The organism is Methanoregula sp., from assembly GCF_041663825.1.
In the GTDB taxonomy this organism is placed as follows: domain Archaea; phylum Halobacteriota; class Methanomicrobia; order Methanomicrobiales; family Methanospirillaceae; genus Methanoregula.
Window position 1 is genome coordinate 69,471 of sequence record NZ_JBAYLY010000005.1, and the last position, 16,185, is coordinate 85,655.

Sequence of the window (16,185 nt, forward strand, 5' to 3'; positions counted from 1 at the left end):
GGAGATAGAAAAACAAGAAAAATTTATAGTACCGGTTTTACCTTAAGTGCAGCAACAAGCAGGTTTACTCCGCCTTCGATATCCCGGATATCCATAACCTCAACCGGTGAATGGATGTACCGGGCCGGCGGGCTGATCGTGGTGCTCGGGATGCCGCCCCTGGTCAGGTGAATGGACGTTGCATCGGTCGTTCCCCCGGTACCGACTTCAACCTGGACCGGGATATCGTGGGACTCGGCAGCATCTTTCAACCACTGGACAACCTTGCGGTTTGCAATCAGGCCCCTTCCGCTGCTGTCGACAATCGTAATGACCGGCCCCTTTCCCATCTCGACTGCCGCATCTCTCATCTCAATGCCCGGGTGATCTCCGGGGATCGTGACATCGGTTGCAACAGCCCAGTCTGGATTAATGGTAAATGCACTGGTCTTTGCCCCCTTGAGGCCGACTTCTTCCTGAACCGTAAAGACCGCGTAGACCGTGAACGGCGACTTCATCTTCTGCATGGTCTTGATGAGCATCGCGACACCGGCCCGGTTATCGAATGCCTTCCCGGTCACCCGGTTGTTGGAAAGCTCGGCGAACTCCCGGTCGATGGTGATGGGCGTTCCGATCTCAATACCGATATCCGCGACCTCGTCCCTGTTCTGCGCCCCGACATCGATGAACATCTCATCGGGCTTGACACCCTTTTTACGTTCCTCGTCGTCCATCATATGCGGGGGCTTGCCTCCAATGACGCCGATCCGGTCGCCTTTTGTCCCGTGAATGATGACGCGCTGGTTATAGAGAGTCGGCGCATACCAGCCGCCGAGCGTGATAAACCGGAGAAAACCCTTGTCATCGACATACTTTACCATGAGCCCGATCTCATCCATGTGGGCGGCAAGCATCACTTTTGACTTATTCCCGTGCTTTACGGCAATGAGATTACCCATGGAATCCTCAGTGATCTCATCGACATATCCTTTGAGTTCTTTTTTTATTACGGCAAAAACACTGCCTTCGCTGCCCGATACCCCGTGGGCATTGGACAATTTTCGTAAAAGTTCTTTTACCATATTACTCACCTGTTGCTTTTTTGATCCTATCAAGAGATCTCTTGAGGTTGTCCCGGGACGAGGCATAACTCAAACGGGCGTAGTCCGGCGCATTTGCCCCGAATGCAGAACCGGGTGTAAGTATTACTCCCCGGTCGATAATTTTCTGGACAAGCGCAGGCTTCATCGGGACAAATGCATAGAACGCACCCTCGGGAACCGGAAGCGAAAAACCCAGCTCGGAAAGTCCCTTAACCAGCAGGTCCCGTCGTGCCTGGTATTCGGTGCGCATCTTTGCTACCGGAGACTGGTCCCCGGTATATGCAGCAAGCGCCGCGTACTGCGAGATCGATGTCGCGCAGGCCTGGCAGTACTGGTGGACCTTGAGGCACTGGCCGACAATTTCGGAAGATGCCGCGAGATACCCCAGGCGCCAGCCGGTCATCGCGTAAGTCTTGCTCGCCGCGTTTATCGTGATCACGTTGTCGCCAAACCGGGCTGCACTCCAGTGTTTCTTACCGTAGATGAAATGCTCGTACACTTCATCGCTGACAATGGTGACGCCGGCATCGTTCGCATATTCAACGAGAGCCTTGATCGATTCCCGGCTCTCCACGGCCCCGGTCGGGTTTGCCGGGGAGTTGAGGACAAAAAGGCGGGCCCCTTTCATGAGTTCCTGCGCCCTGTCAAGATTGATATGAAGAGTCTCATCCAGTGGGACGCCGACCGGCCGACCCCCGGCAAGTGTTGCGAGTGCAGCATACGAGACAAAACCCGGGTCGGCACAGAGAACCCGATCGCCTTCGCTCACGAGAGCCTGCATCACAATATGGAGCGCCTCGCTTGCACCGGCAGTGACTATGATCTGATCGGGAGCGTAGGAGATCTCGTTCTCTTTTTTGAATTTGGCACTGATCGCATCCCGGAGTTCGGGAATTCCCGTGTTGGCGGTGTAGCCGGTTTTCCCCGCACGGATGGCGGCAATGGCCGCATCCTTGATGTGCTGCGGCGTGTCAAAATCCGGCTGACCCAGACCGAGATTGATCGAATCCGGACCCGCCGCTTCAAAGATTTTTCGTATCCCCGAGATCTCGATTCCTTTTACCCGGGGCGAGAATCGTTCTGTCAATTTTTTCCTCCACACAGATACTACTCAATATTTGCATGCCGGTTCTTGAGCGCGGATTCGTCGGTTTTAGTTATCTCCATGAGTCGTGAGATCACGGCATCGCCGAAGATCATCGAGGTCGTTTCAAAGAGTGTCCCGAGCGGTGCAAACGACTTGTGATCCCCAAGCACCTGCCGGATCTCAAACTCTGCCGCATCGTCATCGACATCGTCGCGCTGGTGCTCGATAATCACTTTGCAGTCTGCAATCTTTCCAATCCGGGAGTCAGCATTTGAGGTGATCAGGCAGATATGCGCCCCGATCTCCTTACCGGTCTCGGCAATATCGGCAACAGTCTTCGTCCTGCCGGATCCCGAAAAGATCACGATAAGATCCCCTTTCTGGAGCGCCGGCGTGATCGTCTCACCGACAACGTACGACTGGAGACCGAGGTGCATCAGGCGCATGGCAAACCCCTTTGCGACAAGCCCGGACCGTCCTGCGCCCATCACATAAATGCGCCGGGCATGCAGGATCTCGGCAATGAACGCGTCTACATCCTTATCAGAGATCAACGTCGCGATCGCCCGGATCTTTGATGCCATCAACTGCATCATTTCCTGAACCCTGTGATTTTCCATCCTTCTCGTAAGAATGATGCCACCCCATAGTAGAAGAGAATTTCGTACCTGCCGGGTTACTATGAGCGGATATGGGTAAAAACGTGTGAATATTGTAGAAATTTTTCAGGACAACCGTATTTCAGGATAACCGTATTTTTTAAGGTTACGTGTCAGGAGTCTGACGCGCTGTAATGCATAATCTCTCCATAGGATACCAGTTTTCCGTTCTCCAGCACCGAGACTGCACCATGTCCGCAGCAGCACCGGCAGCGTTTCTGTTGCGGGGCAAGTTTCCGATCTGTTTCTGCCGCAAGTTCAAGAAGTGCCTTGCGCTCTTTGCGCGCGAGATCGCTGTCAACATTTACTGAAGTAACGAGAAAATCAGCAAGCGAACTATAGGATGCCCGTTCCTGGGTGAGGCTGGAAAAATTAATAACTGCATCAGCGGTAAAAAGCAGTCCTTCCGACTCTGAATACAGGTAGATTTGCCCATACGTGTGTCCGCCAAGTCCTTCGAGTACTTCAAGTTCCAGATCGCCGATTCTGATATTCCCAAGAACCGGAAAGATACTGCGTTTTACTGCGCCGGCCGGTGGAAGACAGGTAATCTCTTTTGAAGGCCTGAACTGCGAAAAAAGGTTGATCATCTTGGTATAGAACGCTTCCAGGACGGAATGCTCGTTTCGCGAACCGTATGCCCGGTTGTTTGTTTTTATGATATCCCTGGTTCCCGTATGCATGAGCGCTTCTGACGGGAAAAATCCCCCGGCGCCGCAGTGATCCGCATCCGCATGGGAGATTACCACCCGGCCAAACCGGCGTTCGTCGCCAAGCCCATAATGCGAAAACATTGCCATGACATCGTTGTGATAGATGCCATAACCGGTATCTACCATCAGTGCCTCATCCGGGGTGGTCAGGGTATAGATGCTCCCCCCACAGGGCATCTGGAAACAGAAAAGATCTACCTCGCGGGTTACGTGGATCTTCTGGACATCGGCATAAAAATTACTGCCTGTCGTGGCACGCATCGTCCGGCCGGTTAAAAGCACGCTGTCAAAAACCTGCTGTGGATTGTTCCCCCGGTTCATCAGTTCCTGTGCAATATGGTTGGTGTCGGCCAGAAACGAGAGTAAAAACGTATTCTCGGATTCTCCGATTAACTCCCGGATCTCCTGGGCAAACCGTACATAGAAGATCGTATCGTCGAGATGTTTTCCTGTGGTGTCATATTCGAGAATCTCAATCTGGTAGCGCGATTTCAGCTGATCGAGGAGTCGTTCAACTGCTGCCGGGTCTTCAAGATTCAGGCTGACCGTCACTCGATCCGGGTGTCGTCCGGTATCATCGAAATCGATAAACCCGATATTTGCACCGGAATCTGTGGTATATTTCAGGAACTGGCAGAGGGAACCGGCGGTATGGGGAAGGTGTACGGAAAACTTAAGAAAGCTCAGTGGTTTTAAGGATGTCTGGAGGTATCCGATGGCCGCAAGATCACTGGTGATTCGCGCATAGGATTCTTCGGATGCAGTAACCTCATAAAATACCGTGCAGGGATCGATCCTGCGATCATACTGGATACGATTGATATTGCCCTCATATTTCTTGATGATTCCGGCAGCCCGTTCGAGAGAACCGGGTTCATCCGGCATATGTGCGATAAAACCAAATTTCGTCACAATTGCTGACCCCGTTTGCAGGAATAAAATAGGTACTTGTTTTCATTATAGGTTACGGTAAAAAAATAAAAAATGATGCAGGTGCGGACACCTGCGAGATAACCCGGGAGGTTACCGGTTATTTTTTCCTCTACGCTCTGTTGCCCAGAAAATGGCCATTGCCCCGATAAAGCCGACAATTACCGTCAGCGGTGAAAGCGGGAGTCCGAAGGGAGTCTTCACCATTTCAGGAGAAATCACCGTTGGTTTACCTTCAGAAACGACCACATCGATCGAGCAGGACAGATATCCGGGTGATTTGATCTCTACCGTGTGTGACCCGGGCGAGACTGAATTAAGAGTCAGGGGTGTTTTTCCTACCATCACGGAATCAAGATATACTGTTGCGCCCGTCGGTTTCGATGAGATAGCAAGAGTGCCGGCATCTGGCGAAACTGCGGTTTGTGTTATTGTAGGGGATAATGGTGGGACGGTTGAAACTGCAGTCACATTGGTACTGGCCTCCGCAATCGGAGTCGTACGGGCAGTTACCGAAGTGGTCCCCGTTACTTTCGTTGCAGAAACAGTCAGTGTCTTGGTGAGACTGTTCAGCATGGACGGGCTGCTAATCGTGACGGTGTACTGGCCGGGAGGCATATCCACGTGGAAGCCGTAATTAAAGAACCCGTTGTCGCTTAATGGAGAGGTGAACGTGTGGACTTTGTTTCCAGAAGCATCCACCACATTAATCACGATAGAACTGGCCCCGTTTTCTGCTTCCCCTACTATCTGAACATACTCGTCAAGGCTTGCAGGGTTAGGAGTCATCGACACATAAAATTCCGGTTTCTTAAGCATGACTGATGTTGAAGTGGTAATTTCCGGGTGACTCTGATCAAATGCCGTAAAGGTGTACCGCGTGGTATACAGGTTGTTTATCCCTATTGCACGAGAGGAGTCCCAGTAAAACGCCCATGATCCCGATGGACCAGTTTCTGCCGTGTTACCTGTTCCCGGTACATCGGTCAGGTTATATGGCGGGACACCTTCAGCCGGGAGCCCGGGGCCGGTAATCTTTATCACCGTCATATTGCCAAGTGTGTTCTTCCCGTCAAATGCAATACTGTCGCCGACATAGTAACCACCGGCTCCCCGGTACGTGATGGATATAATTCCATCCCCTGCATATACCGGGATCATACACAATGACAGGACAATCAGAAGAAGAACCGCGGGAAAAATCCCCCTAATTTTACTGGAATGCATTTTTTACCCTCACCTTAAAGAGAATATCTCCGTGAGGGAATAAATATTGTTATTGCTATTAAAAATTTTTCAGGGGATATCCCGCGTACCCGGATTGGATCTGTTACAGGGAGGGGATTGCACCAATAACGAAACTATATGTATGGCTGCGCAGTAACCCATACTTGGAGGGGATCTTCCTGACCGACGTGACGCTGGCCAAAAAAACCGGAAACGAGCAACTGAAAAACAAAATAGCTACGATATCCCGTGAATTTTCCTACGAGGATACCGCATACCATCTTCCAATATCGTATGCCCTGACGGGGATCGCGGTGCATGACCGCAGCACGGCATCAGATGTTTTTACCAAAACGAGCAGCAATCCGCTCGTTGCAGCCGAGTGCCTGCTTGCGGAGGCGACTGCGCTTAATGGAAATGAACCTGCACCGTATACGGGATTTATCAGCGACACGGTGATCCGTAAACTCGGCTATTCACTTGTTGACGGGAGCATCCTTGGGCTTGCACTTCTTGTCGGCACCCCGAAAAGCGCAGAAAGCGCTGCTGCGATCTGCCGTGAACTCCAGGAAAAATACATGCTTACGTTCCTTTCCGGCGGTGTCATCCCATCCCTCTCTTCCGCCGGCGTAAAACTGGGCCTCGATTATCGTCTTATCCCCCTTGGTTCAAAACCCCTGCACAGCGTTCATTTTATTGATATCGTTGCACGGGTCGCGATGATGTTTGGCGGTGTCTCCCCGGGCGATATTAACCGGCTGCTCACCTATGCAGCAGAACGGGCCAAAGCCATCGTGATAGTATTTCCCGGACTCTCTGACGAGGATATTGCATTTGTTGACGGGATGCGCGTGCTGGGATTCCCGATCCTCTCGCTCGGCGGGTACGAAGGAGGGGACTGGACACCTGCTACACCGGATGATGTCGTACGCACCGGCATGGACCTGAAAGGGATCCGGGTTACCGTGACCGCTATCCCCATCCCCATGGCCTGCTCCCCTGCGTTTGAGGGAAAAAGCATCCGGAAAGAGGAGATGCAGGTCGAGTTTGGTGGAGGCCGCTCACCGGCATTTGAACTTTTGCGGATGCGAAATCCCGGTGAGATCGAGGACGGGAAGGTAACCGTGATCGGACCGGAGATCGATGCCATGAAGGAAGGCGCAGCCTACCCACTGGGTATCGTAATCGAGGTGGCCGGGAAAACGATGAAGAAAGATTACGAGCCGGTCCTCGAACGCCGGATCCACAATTTTGTTAATTACGGCGAGGGGTCGTGGCATGTCGCGCAACGGGATCTCATCTGGGTGCGGATATCAAAGGAAGCATTCACGAAAGGAGTAAAGATCGAACACCTGGGAAAACTCCTTGCCAGTAAATTCCGGATGGATTTCCCCCAGCTTCTCGATGCGGTTGCCGTGACCCTCATTACCGATCAGGACAAAGTGCTCGCGGGAAAAAAGGAGGCAGAGAAAATATACGAGGAACGCGATGCCCGTATCAAGGGGATGCGCGACAACGATGTCGATACCTATTATTCCTGCACGCTCTGCCAGACGTTTGCTCCCAACCATGTCTGCGTGATCACACCGGAGCGACCGGCTCTCTGCGGGGCGATCAGCTGGCTTGACGGGAAGATTGCCTACGAGATCTCGCCATCGGGTGCAAACCAGCCGGTTGAGAAAGGGGCACTGGTGAATGCCCAGAACGGCGAGTTCGAAGGTGTGAACCGGTTCGTGAAAAAAGCGAGCCACGGTGAGATCGAGCGCTGCTCGCTCTACAGCGTCATGGAGTTTCCCATGACCTGCTGCGGGTGTTTCGAGGCCATCGCCCTGATGCTCCCGGAGGCGAACGGGATCATGGTCGTGAACCGGGAATACAAGGGGATGACCCCCTCGGGCATGACCTTTTCAACCCTTGCCGGCACCATCGGAGGGGGTGCCCAGACCCCGGGGTTTGCCGGGATCTCGAAAAATTATATCCTCTCGGACCGGTTCCTTCAGGGAGAAGGAGGAATCGAGCGCCTTGTCTGGATGCCGGCACAGTTAAAAGAGGAACTCAAACCCCGGCTTGTACCGCTGTTTGCGGCAAAAGGACACCCTGATCTCTTCGAAAAAATTGCCGATGAGAATAGTGCAGCAACTATCGAGGATCTTACCACGTTCCTCTCAAAAGTCGGCCACCCGGCACTTACCATGAAACCCCTGATGTGAGGCGAGAGATGATACCTGACCTGAACTTTGGCTGGACAAGCACTGTTGGAGAAGTCGTTCTTGGCGCAACCCGCGCAGAGGGTGGCACCCGGTCACGCACGTACCGGATCGGCGGGGGAACAACCCTGCCTTTTATGGAAAAAGATACCGTATCCCCCTCGCCGCTCATCGCCTTTGAGATCTGCGACGACTCCAGGTCCTGGTCGCCGATTGTTAACGAGTTCTGCGGGGATCTCGTTCACGATCCCGGCGCGTGGGCAAAGGAAGCGGAAACAACCTATGGCGCAGATCTTGTCCGGCTCTGCCTCACGAGCACCCGGCAGCGGGATTTTTCCGATGTCCCGGGGCTCGGAAAAACAGTCGAAACCGTTCTTGCATCGACTACCCTGCCACTCATTATCGAAGGGAGCAACGAGCCAAAGATCGACAGCGAGGTATTCCAGAAGTGCGGGGAGACCGGGCAGGGCGAGCGCCTGCTGCTCGGAACCGCCGAGGCCGGCCGGTACCGGAGCATTGCTGCTGCTGCCCTCGCGTATAATCACTCGATCATCGCCCAGTCCCCCATCGACATCAACCTCGCAAAGCAGCTCAATATCCTCTTAAAAGAGATCGGCGTCCAGAAAGATCACATTGTCATCGATCCCTACACCGGTGCGCTCGGCTACGGGTTCGAGTACTCGTATTCAGCAATGGAACGGATCCGGTTCTCTGCGCTTAAAGGGGATACGGATCTCGCGATGCCGATGATCTGCGCCCCGTCGGATTCACTCACCATTAAAGAGGTGCGCGAAGCTGACCCCGAAGTCAGGAATGCTACGGCGGTTGAATGGGAATTTGCAACCAGCCTTGCCGCTGCCGTTGCCGGGGCGGAGATCGTCTGCGTCCGTCACCCGGACACGGTACAACGGCTGAAGGCGGCATTTACCGGGCTTGTCACCCGGTCGGGGGCTTGAACATGGCACTCAAAGCCCTTGATATCTACAAGCTCCTGCCAAAGAAGAACTGCAAGGAGTGCGGCGACCCGACCTGCCTGACCTTTGCGATGAAACTTGCCGCCGGAAAAGCCGATATCGAGCTCTGCCCGTACCTTGATGAGAACGCAAAATCGGTTCTCGGGGCAACAACCCGGCCACCGATAAAACAGGTAAAACTCGGGGTCGGCGAACGTTCGTTTGCCGTTGGCGAAGAATTTGTCCTGTACAGGCACGACAAGACTTTCTACCATCCCCCGGGTATCATGTTCAGGGTTCTGGATACAGAGAGCGAAGAAGAGATTATGGCAGTCACGGCCCGGGTGCGCGACGAGACTTTGACCCGGGTCGGGGCCGATTTAAAATTCAACGGGACTGCCATTGTCAACACGAGCGGCACGGTTGAAGCCTATGCAAAGGCCGTTGCTGCCGTAGAAAAAACCGCCGGTCTCCCCGAAGTCCTTGTATCGGATAACCCGGCGGCCCTTGCTGCGGCCCTTGTCCTGTGCGGGAGTTACCACCCGGTCATCTGTGCCGCAACCCCGGAAAACTACAAACAGATGTGCGCCCTTGCAAAACAGCACGGGTGCCGGCTCGTTATCCGGGCCCCTGCCCTTGATGCTCTTGCCCAACTGACAAAAGACTGCGTCGCGGAAGGCGTCACAACCCTCCTCATCGATCCTGCCCCAAAGACGCTGGGCGATTTCATTACCCGGTCGACCGCGATCCGGCAGCTTGCCATTACCCGGGCGGTCCCGGATCTCGGGTACCCGGTGTACCTGGATGCAACCGCTTTTGCCGATGAAGATGCTGCCATTGCCCTCGGGATTGTCAAGTATGCATCCGTTATCGTCACCTCCCCGCTCGCCCCGGCTTCTGCAAAGGCCGCGCTCACTCTCCGCCAGAATATCTACACCGACCCGCAGAAACCCATCCAGATGAACCCCGGGCTGTACCGGGTCGGCACGCCGGGCAAGAATGCACCGGTGCTCATGACGGTCAATTTCTCCCTTACGTATTTCACGCTCCAGGGATACCTTGAATCCAGCCGGGTCCCCTGCTTCATGCTGATCGTGGATACCGAAGGACTCTCGGTGCTCACCGCCGTTGCTGCCGGGAAGCTCAACGAGACGCTGGTGCGGGACGCGATCAAGAAATTCGGGGTCGAGAGCGAGGTCACGCACCGGAAACTGATCATCCCCGGGTACTCCGCTCCCCTCTCGGGACGGATAGAAGAGGCAACCGGCTGGAAAGTGCTTGTCGGGCCCCGGGACGCGGCGGAGATCGGCGAATTCCTCCACCAGGAATGGAAACCCTAAATGCGCACAGTTACCTTCCTCCCCGGGTATAACAAGATCGTCGCCCCCCGCGGGACGACCATCCTTGACGCGGCCCAGCGTGCCGGCATCAACATGAATGTCGTCTGCGGCGGCCAAGGTAAGTGCGGCAAATGCGTGGTCTATGTGCAGTCCGGCAAGGCCGAGTTCGACCGGCAGAAATACGGCCGGTTCTTTACTGAAGAGGAACTCAAAAAAGGCGCCTGTCTTGCCTGTGTGACTACCATCCAGGGCGATCTCGCGGTGGTAATTCCCGAAAGTACGCTCATCCAGGAACAGAAGATTCTCGTGAACGGTATTGATACCGAGATCGAGTTCCACCCGTCCGTGAAAAAATATTATGTCGAACTCCAGCCACCGACCCTTGCCGACCCGTCGCCGGATCTCTCACGGCTGCTCTGGGGGATCCAGAAACGGGGCGGCCCGGTCGCTGAGAAGATGTACGCACCGCTCGAAGTGATGCGCGAGATCCCTGCCCTGCTCCGGCACAGCGACTGGAAGGTGACCGGCACCATTGCTCTTGTGCCCGGGGGCTACCGGCTCATCGATCTCCAGGAAAACGACACCTCCCACCGGCTCTACGGGGCGGCAGTCGATCTTGGCTCCACCACGGTTGTCGCGTACCTCTGGGATCTTATCACGGGAAAAGTGGCCGCGGTCGCTTCCAACTATAACCGGCAGATCAGCTGCGGGGAGGACATCCTTGCCCGCGTCAATTATGCGCAGAAGAACGGGATCGACAAACTCCAGTCGCTTGCCGTTGAGAGTATCAACACCGCGCTGACCTCAGCGTCCAATACCGCCGGGATCGACCGGGAGGATATCTACGAGGTCGTTGTCGCGGGAAACACCGTCATGACCCACATGCTGCTCGGGATCGATCCGGCATACATCATCAAGGAACCCTATGTTCCGGTAGTCCAGCGGGCGCTCTCGGTTGCTGCCGCACGGATTGGATTAACCTGCAACAAGAACTGCGGGCTCTTTGCCTTCCCGGCCGTCAGCGACTTTATCGGGGGCGATATTATTGCCGACATCCTTGCCTGCGGCATGGGCGAGAACGAGGAGATCTCGCTTCTTGTCGATATCGGGACAAACTTCGAAGTCGTACTCGGCAACAAGGAATGGATGTTCTCCTGCGCAGGCGCCGCCGGGCCGGCGCTTGAAGGCGGCGAGGTGCTCTTTGGGATGCGGGCTAACCCCGGCGCCATCGAGAAGATCACGATCGATCCGGTCACCCTTGACCCCACCTTCTCCACGATCAACGGGACAAAACCCAAAGGTATCACCGGTTCCGGCCTCATCGATATCCTTGCCGAACTGCTCGTAGCAGGGGTCATCGACCGGACCGGGCGGATCAACATGGAGATCAAAAATCCCCGGATCCGCGCCGGCGCACACTTCCCGGAGTATGTGATCGCGTGGTCGCGCGAGACCGATATTGCAAAAGATATCGTGATCACGGAAAACGACATCAAGAACCTTATCATGAGCAAGGCATCCATCCATGCCGCCTGCGTGACCCTTATGAAAGAGGCCGGCGTGACCCGGCTCGATATCGCCACCATCTACTTTGCCGGTGCCTTCGGGAACTACATCAACAAGAAGAACGCGACAATCGCCGGCCTGATCCCGGAGATCGATCTCGAACGGATCAAAAACATCGGTAATGGCGCCGTGGCAGGAGCCAACCTCGCGCTCATCAACCGCAGGAAGCGGAAACTTCTCGACGGGATCGCGGGCCAGATCGCCTATATCGAGCTCAACGCAGAGCCGTCTTTCATGGACGAGTACACATCGAGCGCATTCCTCCCGCACACCGATCTCTCTCTCTTCCCCCGGGTCCAGGCACTCCTTGAATCCATCCGGGAGAAAAAAGAGGTGACCTGAATGTCACGGATGATACCGCCCCCGAATTCACGCGCAACCGGTGTCGGCGCCCTCCCGCATACCGACCCGGTGCTCGCGTGCAGTGACGTCCTTGACATCTTCCCTGAATTCCCCTATGCCCCCACGCTCCCGGACCGTGGCCTGCTTGAAAGTATTGTCTTTAACGACTCCGCCCAGCTCCCGGGCCAGCTCATCCGCGAGGACCGACTGCTGTACGACAGCACCCGGGACAACACGGCCGCGATGGAGCAGGTGTACCTGGACTTTGTCGAAGAAAATTTTTCACCATACGGCCTTGATCGTTCGCATGCATCTGCATTTACCGAGATGATGACCCGGCAGTTCCCGCAGGCGCAGGTACTCAAATGCCAGGTTACCGGGCCGGTCACCTTCGGGATGCAGGTGGTCGATGCAGACAAACGCCCGATCTATTACGATTCCCAGCTTGCCGATGTCCTCTCGAAAATGATCGCGCTCAAGGCACGCTGGTGCGAGAACGAGATGCAGGCCCGGACCGGTGTCAAGGAGACGCTCGTTGTCTTAAACGAACCGTACTTTGCCTCGCTTGGCTCATCGGTCGTGCCGCTCGACAAGGAATCCGTGCGCTCAGGCTGGCACGATATCGCGTCGCTTGTTAAAGGCGGTCTCGGCGTCCACTGCTGCTCGAACACGGACTGGGGTTTTATCATGGGCCTTGACCCCTCGGTGATCTCCCTTGACGCGTACGCGACCGCAAAAGAATTCCTCCTCTATTCCGATGCAATCCGGGAATACATGGAACGGGGCGGTGTTGTTGCATGGGGGATCGTCCCAGCCGAGTACAAACTCTTTGCCGGCGAGACGGTCGATTCATTGTACGAAAAATACTGCGCGATACGCACCCAGCTGACAAAGCAGGTGCCGGTAGAACTCTTTGACGCGCAATCGCTGATCACCCCGAGCTGCGGGATCCGGTTTGCGGACCGGAACGGTGCTCTTGCGATCCAGCGGGCCGCAGCCGAAATATCCCGGAGGATCCGGGCTGAAGCAAAGATTCCCTGATTTTTCTTATGAGGTCCTTACCATGACTACACGCCCGTTTACCATTGCACTCTCCGGAAAAGGCGGCACCGGCAAGACTACCCTCAGCTCACTCCTTGTCAGGGCATTCATCGCTGCCGGCGAGAGCCCGGTGCTTGCCGTGGATGCCGACCCGAACGCGAACTTCCACGAGGCCCTCGGGGTCGAGGTCAGAGAGACGCTGGGGAGCATGCGCGAAGAAGCCTTCACGAGGAATATTCCCCCGGGCATGAACCGGCACGATTACGTGCGGTTCCGGTTCCGGCAGGCGCTCGTGGAATCGAAGGGATTCGATCTCGTCGCAATGGGCCGGCCCGAGGGCACCGGCTGTTACTGTTTCGCAAACGATCTTCTCTCGGAGTGCATGCAGCAGCTCGAACGCGATTACCGGTTCCTCGTGATCGACACCGAGGCCGGCATGGAGCACATCAGCCGGGGCACGATCGGGAAGCCGGACGTGTTGTTAATCGTGAGCGATCCCGGGGCCCGGGGCCTGCGGACCATCGCACGGATACGGGAGATTGCCACCCAGCTCGGGCTTGAACAGTCACGGATCCACGTGGTCTTCAACCGGTACAAATCCGGTGCGGCACCCGTGGATATCGGTGAGGAAAAACCGATAGCCACAATCCCGGAAGACCCGTCGGTCGAAGCCGCCGATCTTGCAGCGACCCCGGTCTCCGGCATACCGGACAACAGCCCGGCATGGCAGGCGGTGCGCGGGCTCGCGGGAAAACTTATTGAAATGGCACATGCACGGCCGGAAGAATAAACGCGATTATTCCATGGAAGATGAACAAACACTAAAACAAAGAAAAATTAGTTGCATTTTCACACCGATTTTGGAAGCGATTTCATTTATTGATTCTCAAAATCGAGAATATTCATGCAATCGTAGTGAAATAGCATACCATGTATGCCAAAAAAATTAGCAAGAGAATGTTAATTTTGGGAGATATTTATGAGTTCTGACAAAATTTTCGATACTCTGGATAATTATTTTAAAAAACTTGATAGTGCTCCCGTTTCCTCAATTGCGATGTTTAAATCGGAACATGACAAAGAAAGTTATGAAACAATTTTTATGCACTCATTCCGGAAATATCGAGCGGCTTTTTATCATTATAATAATGTTAGAAGATTTCTCAATGAACATGAAGAATTTGCACAAACCCCTAATACGCAAGATATTGGGGATAATGGACCGTATAATGTCAAATTATCTTATTCTGCGGATCATTATATTTTTGAATTATCCGCTTTTCTTGAGGCTCTCAAAAGTTCGGTTGACTTTCTTGCTCTCGGTTGCTCGCTTCACTTTCCAGGGATAAACTGTAGTAGTATACGCACTTTAATGAGACTTGTAAATAATGGAAATAATCGAGGCCTGATATTTGATGAAGTCCGAGGAAATCTTGACTGGCTTGACAGGCTTCGTAAGTATAGACATCATTTTGTCCATTGTAGAATTATTTCCACATCATGTGGATACGAAAGGCGAGTTATCAATGGCGTTCAACAAATCATTATTTATCCTGTGATAATCCCGGAAATCCCTCCACCGTATATTCCAGATACTAGACAACGAAGAGCAATGGAAAAATCCCCATTTTTTAACGATTCTGGGAGTTATATCAGCATTACGAATACTATCGATGGTGAAAAAACTATTGATTGTACTTTGAAGTATCCCTCTCCACAGGGTTATATTGGGATAGAGGATTTTATGCTACAATATCTCAATTCGTATGAAAAATTCTTCACTGAAATAATTCGGGCTCTTTCAGATTTAGATTTTAAATATTCAAATCCAAGAAAATCCTAATAAAAACCAAACCCCCAACCCCAAATACCATCCCCTCCAAAATTATCCCGGATGTTCCTCTTCCTCGACACCGAGACCACCGGCCTCCCCAAACACTCCGCAACAAACGACCCCGTCGAAAAATGGCCCCGGGTCGTCCAGCTCGCATGGTCGTTATACTCCAGCAACGGAACGCGTGAAAGCCGGAACAGTTTTGTCATTTACTCGGACGGACTTTTCCATCCCGGCAGACTCTGGCCGGTTCCTAAAAAAACCCGCATGAAGACAAAGACTTCGCACCAAAGCAATGAAAATTTTGCACTCCAAACTCGAATTTCCTTTTGCCGGCTCCATCGTCTGAAGTTTTCAAAATTTTCATGACAAAATAATCCCGGAAAAAATAACCCCTGCATCGGAGTAATGGAGCACGGACGAAAAAAATTACGTCCGGGATCTCTTTTTCCGGTGTTCCATGATCCCGTTGACAACCGTATCAAAATCCTTTTCGAGCGAGTTCTTGCGCTCTTTTGTGTAATCCCCGCTCCCGTGGGTATAACTTTGGATAAACCGGATCGCATCCGCAGGCCCAAGGTTTTTCACCAGCACATCAAAACCCTGGATCCTGATCTCATTGAGCGTTTTTATATCACGGGACATTTGACAATACCGTTACGATTCCGGCGAGATCCGCTGGAGTGCATTCTTTAGATCGAGATACAGCGGGACGGTCTCCCCCGGAGATCTGATGGCTTGTTTAAAGGAAAATTTCTTGTAGAAATCGACCGCACTGTGCTTTGAATCGACCGTGATGATACGGCAGCCGATATAATGGGAGAGCGTAATCGAGACAGCGAAAATCTTCCGCAGCATACTCCGCCCGATGCCGAACCGTTCATAATCGCTGTGCGTTGCCAGCCGTGCAATCTTGATTGCCGGATATTTCCGGAAATGATAACTCTCCTCGCGGTCGCACTCTTCAACAGCCCTCACTTCAATGCTGTCATTAACGAGCGTAAAATATCCTACAACGACTCCCTTAAGAAGTACCAGCCGCGTCACGGAAATCAGGTTGTTCTGGTTAACGAGTGCGTCCTCTTTTAAAAAATCATCGAGTTCAGGCTCGGACGAGTGAAATCCGGATAGATCATGGCCGGCATTTAAAAGAACAAATTCAAGATCCTCAAAAGGGATGGGGGCGATCATTATGAGGCCGGCG

At 53.5% G+C, this 16,185-nt stretch carries 14 protein-coding genes; 7 read left to right on the forward strand and 7 right to left on the reverse strand.

Annotated elements, in window-relative coordinates; genetic code table 11:
- Positions 1-23: 23 nt before the first annotated feature.
- The 5 genes from WCX19_RS03670 to WCX19_RS03690 all read right to left on the reverse strand — a co-directional run bounded on the left by WCX19_RS03670 (position 24) and on the right by WCX19_RS03690 (position 5,632).
- Positions 24-1,061, reverse strand: a complete 1,038-nt coding sequence (locus WCX19_RS03670) for a M42 family metallopeptidase (protein ID WP_373005168.1) — start codon at positions 1,059-1,061, stop codon at positions 24-26.
- A 1-nt stretch (position 1,062) separates the two neighbouring features.
- Entirely contained in the window at positions 1,063-2,169 is a 1,107-nt protein-coding gene (locus WCX19_RS03675) for a pyridoxal phosphate-dependent aminotransferase (protein ID WP_373005171.1), read from the reverse strand.
- A 20-nt stretch (positions 2,170-2,189) separates the two neighbouring features.
- Positions 2,190-2,789, reverse strand: a complete 600-nt coding sequence (gene hxlB / locus WCX19_RS03680; protein WP_373005173.1) for a 6-phospho-3-hexuloisomerase — start codon at positions 2,787-2,789, stop codon at positions 2,190-2,192.
- 152 nt (positions 2,790-2,941) lie between these two features.
- Positions 2,942-4,453, reverse strand: coding sequence for an MBL fold metallo-hydrolase (locus WCX19_RS03685; protein ID WP_373005176.1), 1,512 nt, complete (start codon positions 4,451-4,453; stop codon positions 2,942-2,944).
- Between the two features lie 111 nt (positions 4,454-4,564).
- Entirely contained in the window at positions 4,565-5,632 is a 1,068-nt protein-coding gene (locus WCX19_RS03690; protein WP_373005179.1) for a PEGA domain-containing protein, read from the reverse strand.
- A gap of 230 nt (positions 5,633-5,862) precedes the next feature.
- Between WCX19_RS03690 and acsB the strand changes: the two genes are divergently transcribed.
- The 7 genes from acsB (at position 5,863) to WCX19_RS03725 (ending at position 14,990) form a co-directional block, all read left to right on the forward strand.
- On the forward strand, positions 5,863-7,908 hold the full coding sequence (gene acsB / locus WCX19_RS03695) for an acetyl-CoA decarbonylase/synthase complex subunit alpha/beta (RefSeq protein WP_373005181.1): 2,046 nt from the start codon (positions 5,863-5,865) through the stop codon (positions 7,906-7,908).
- A gap of 8 nt (positions 7,909-7,916) precedes the next feature.
- Entirely contained in the window at positions 7,917-8,861 is a 945-nt protein-coding gene (locus WCX19_RS03700; RefSeq protein WP_373005184.1) for an acetyl-CoA decarbonylase/synthase complex subunit delta, read from the forward strand.
- A gap of 2 nt (positions 8,862-8,863) precedes the next feature.
- Positions 8,864-10,198 (forward strand): acetyl-CoA decarbonylase/synthase complex subunit gamma, encoded by a 1,335-nt coding sequence (gene acsC, locus WCX19_RS03705; protein WP_373005187.1) that lies wholly within the window; start codon positions 8,864-8,866, stop codon positions 10,196-10,198.
- Positions 10,199-12,106: an ASKHA domain-containing protein gene (locus tag WCX19_RS03710; protein ID WP_373005190.1), complete on the forward strand. Its 1,908-nt coding sequence runs from the start codon at positions 10,199-10,201 to the stop codon at positions 12,104-12,106.
- Positions 12,107-13,147: a hypothetical protein gene (locus WCX19_RS03715; RefSeq protein ID WP_373005193.1), complete on the forward strand. Its 1,041-nt coding sequence runs from the start codon at positions 12,107-12,109 to the stop codon at positions 13,145-13,147.
- 22 nt (positions 13,148-13,169) lie between these two features.
- The gene (locus WCX19_RS03720; protein WP_373005196.1) at positions 13,170-13,937 is read left to right on the forward strand and encodes an AAA family ATPase; all 768 of its coding nucleotides are present in this window, start codon (positions 13,170-13,172) and stop codon (positions 13,935-13,937) included.
- A gap of 189 nt (positions 13,938-14,126) precedes the next feature.
- A complete protein-coding gene (locus WCX19_RS03725) occupies positions 14,127-14,990 on the forward strand; it encodes a hypothetical protein (protein ID WP_373005200.1) in 864 nt (287 codons plus the stop codon).
- 420 nt (positions 14,991-15,410) lie between these two features.
- Here the strand turns inward: WCX19_RS03725 and WCX19_RS03730 are convergent, their stop codons facing one another.
- On the reverse strand, positions 15,411-15,626 hold the full coding sequence (locus WCX19_RS03730; RefSeq protein WP_373005203.1) for a hypothetical protein: 216 nt from the start codon (positions 15,624-15,626) through the stop codon (positions 15,411-15,413).
- Positions 15,627-15,638: 12 nt separating this feature from the next.
- The gene (locus WCX19_RS03735; protein WP_373005206.1) at positions 15,639-16,172 is read right to left on the reverse strand and encodes a GNAT family N-acetyltransferase; all 534 of its coding nucleotides are present in this window, start codon (positions 16,170-16,172) and stop codon (positions 15,639-15,641) included.
- Positions 16,173-16,185 lie beyond the last annotated feature (13 nt).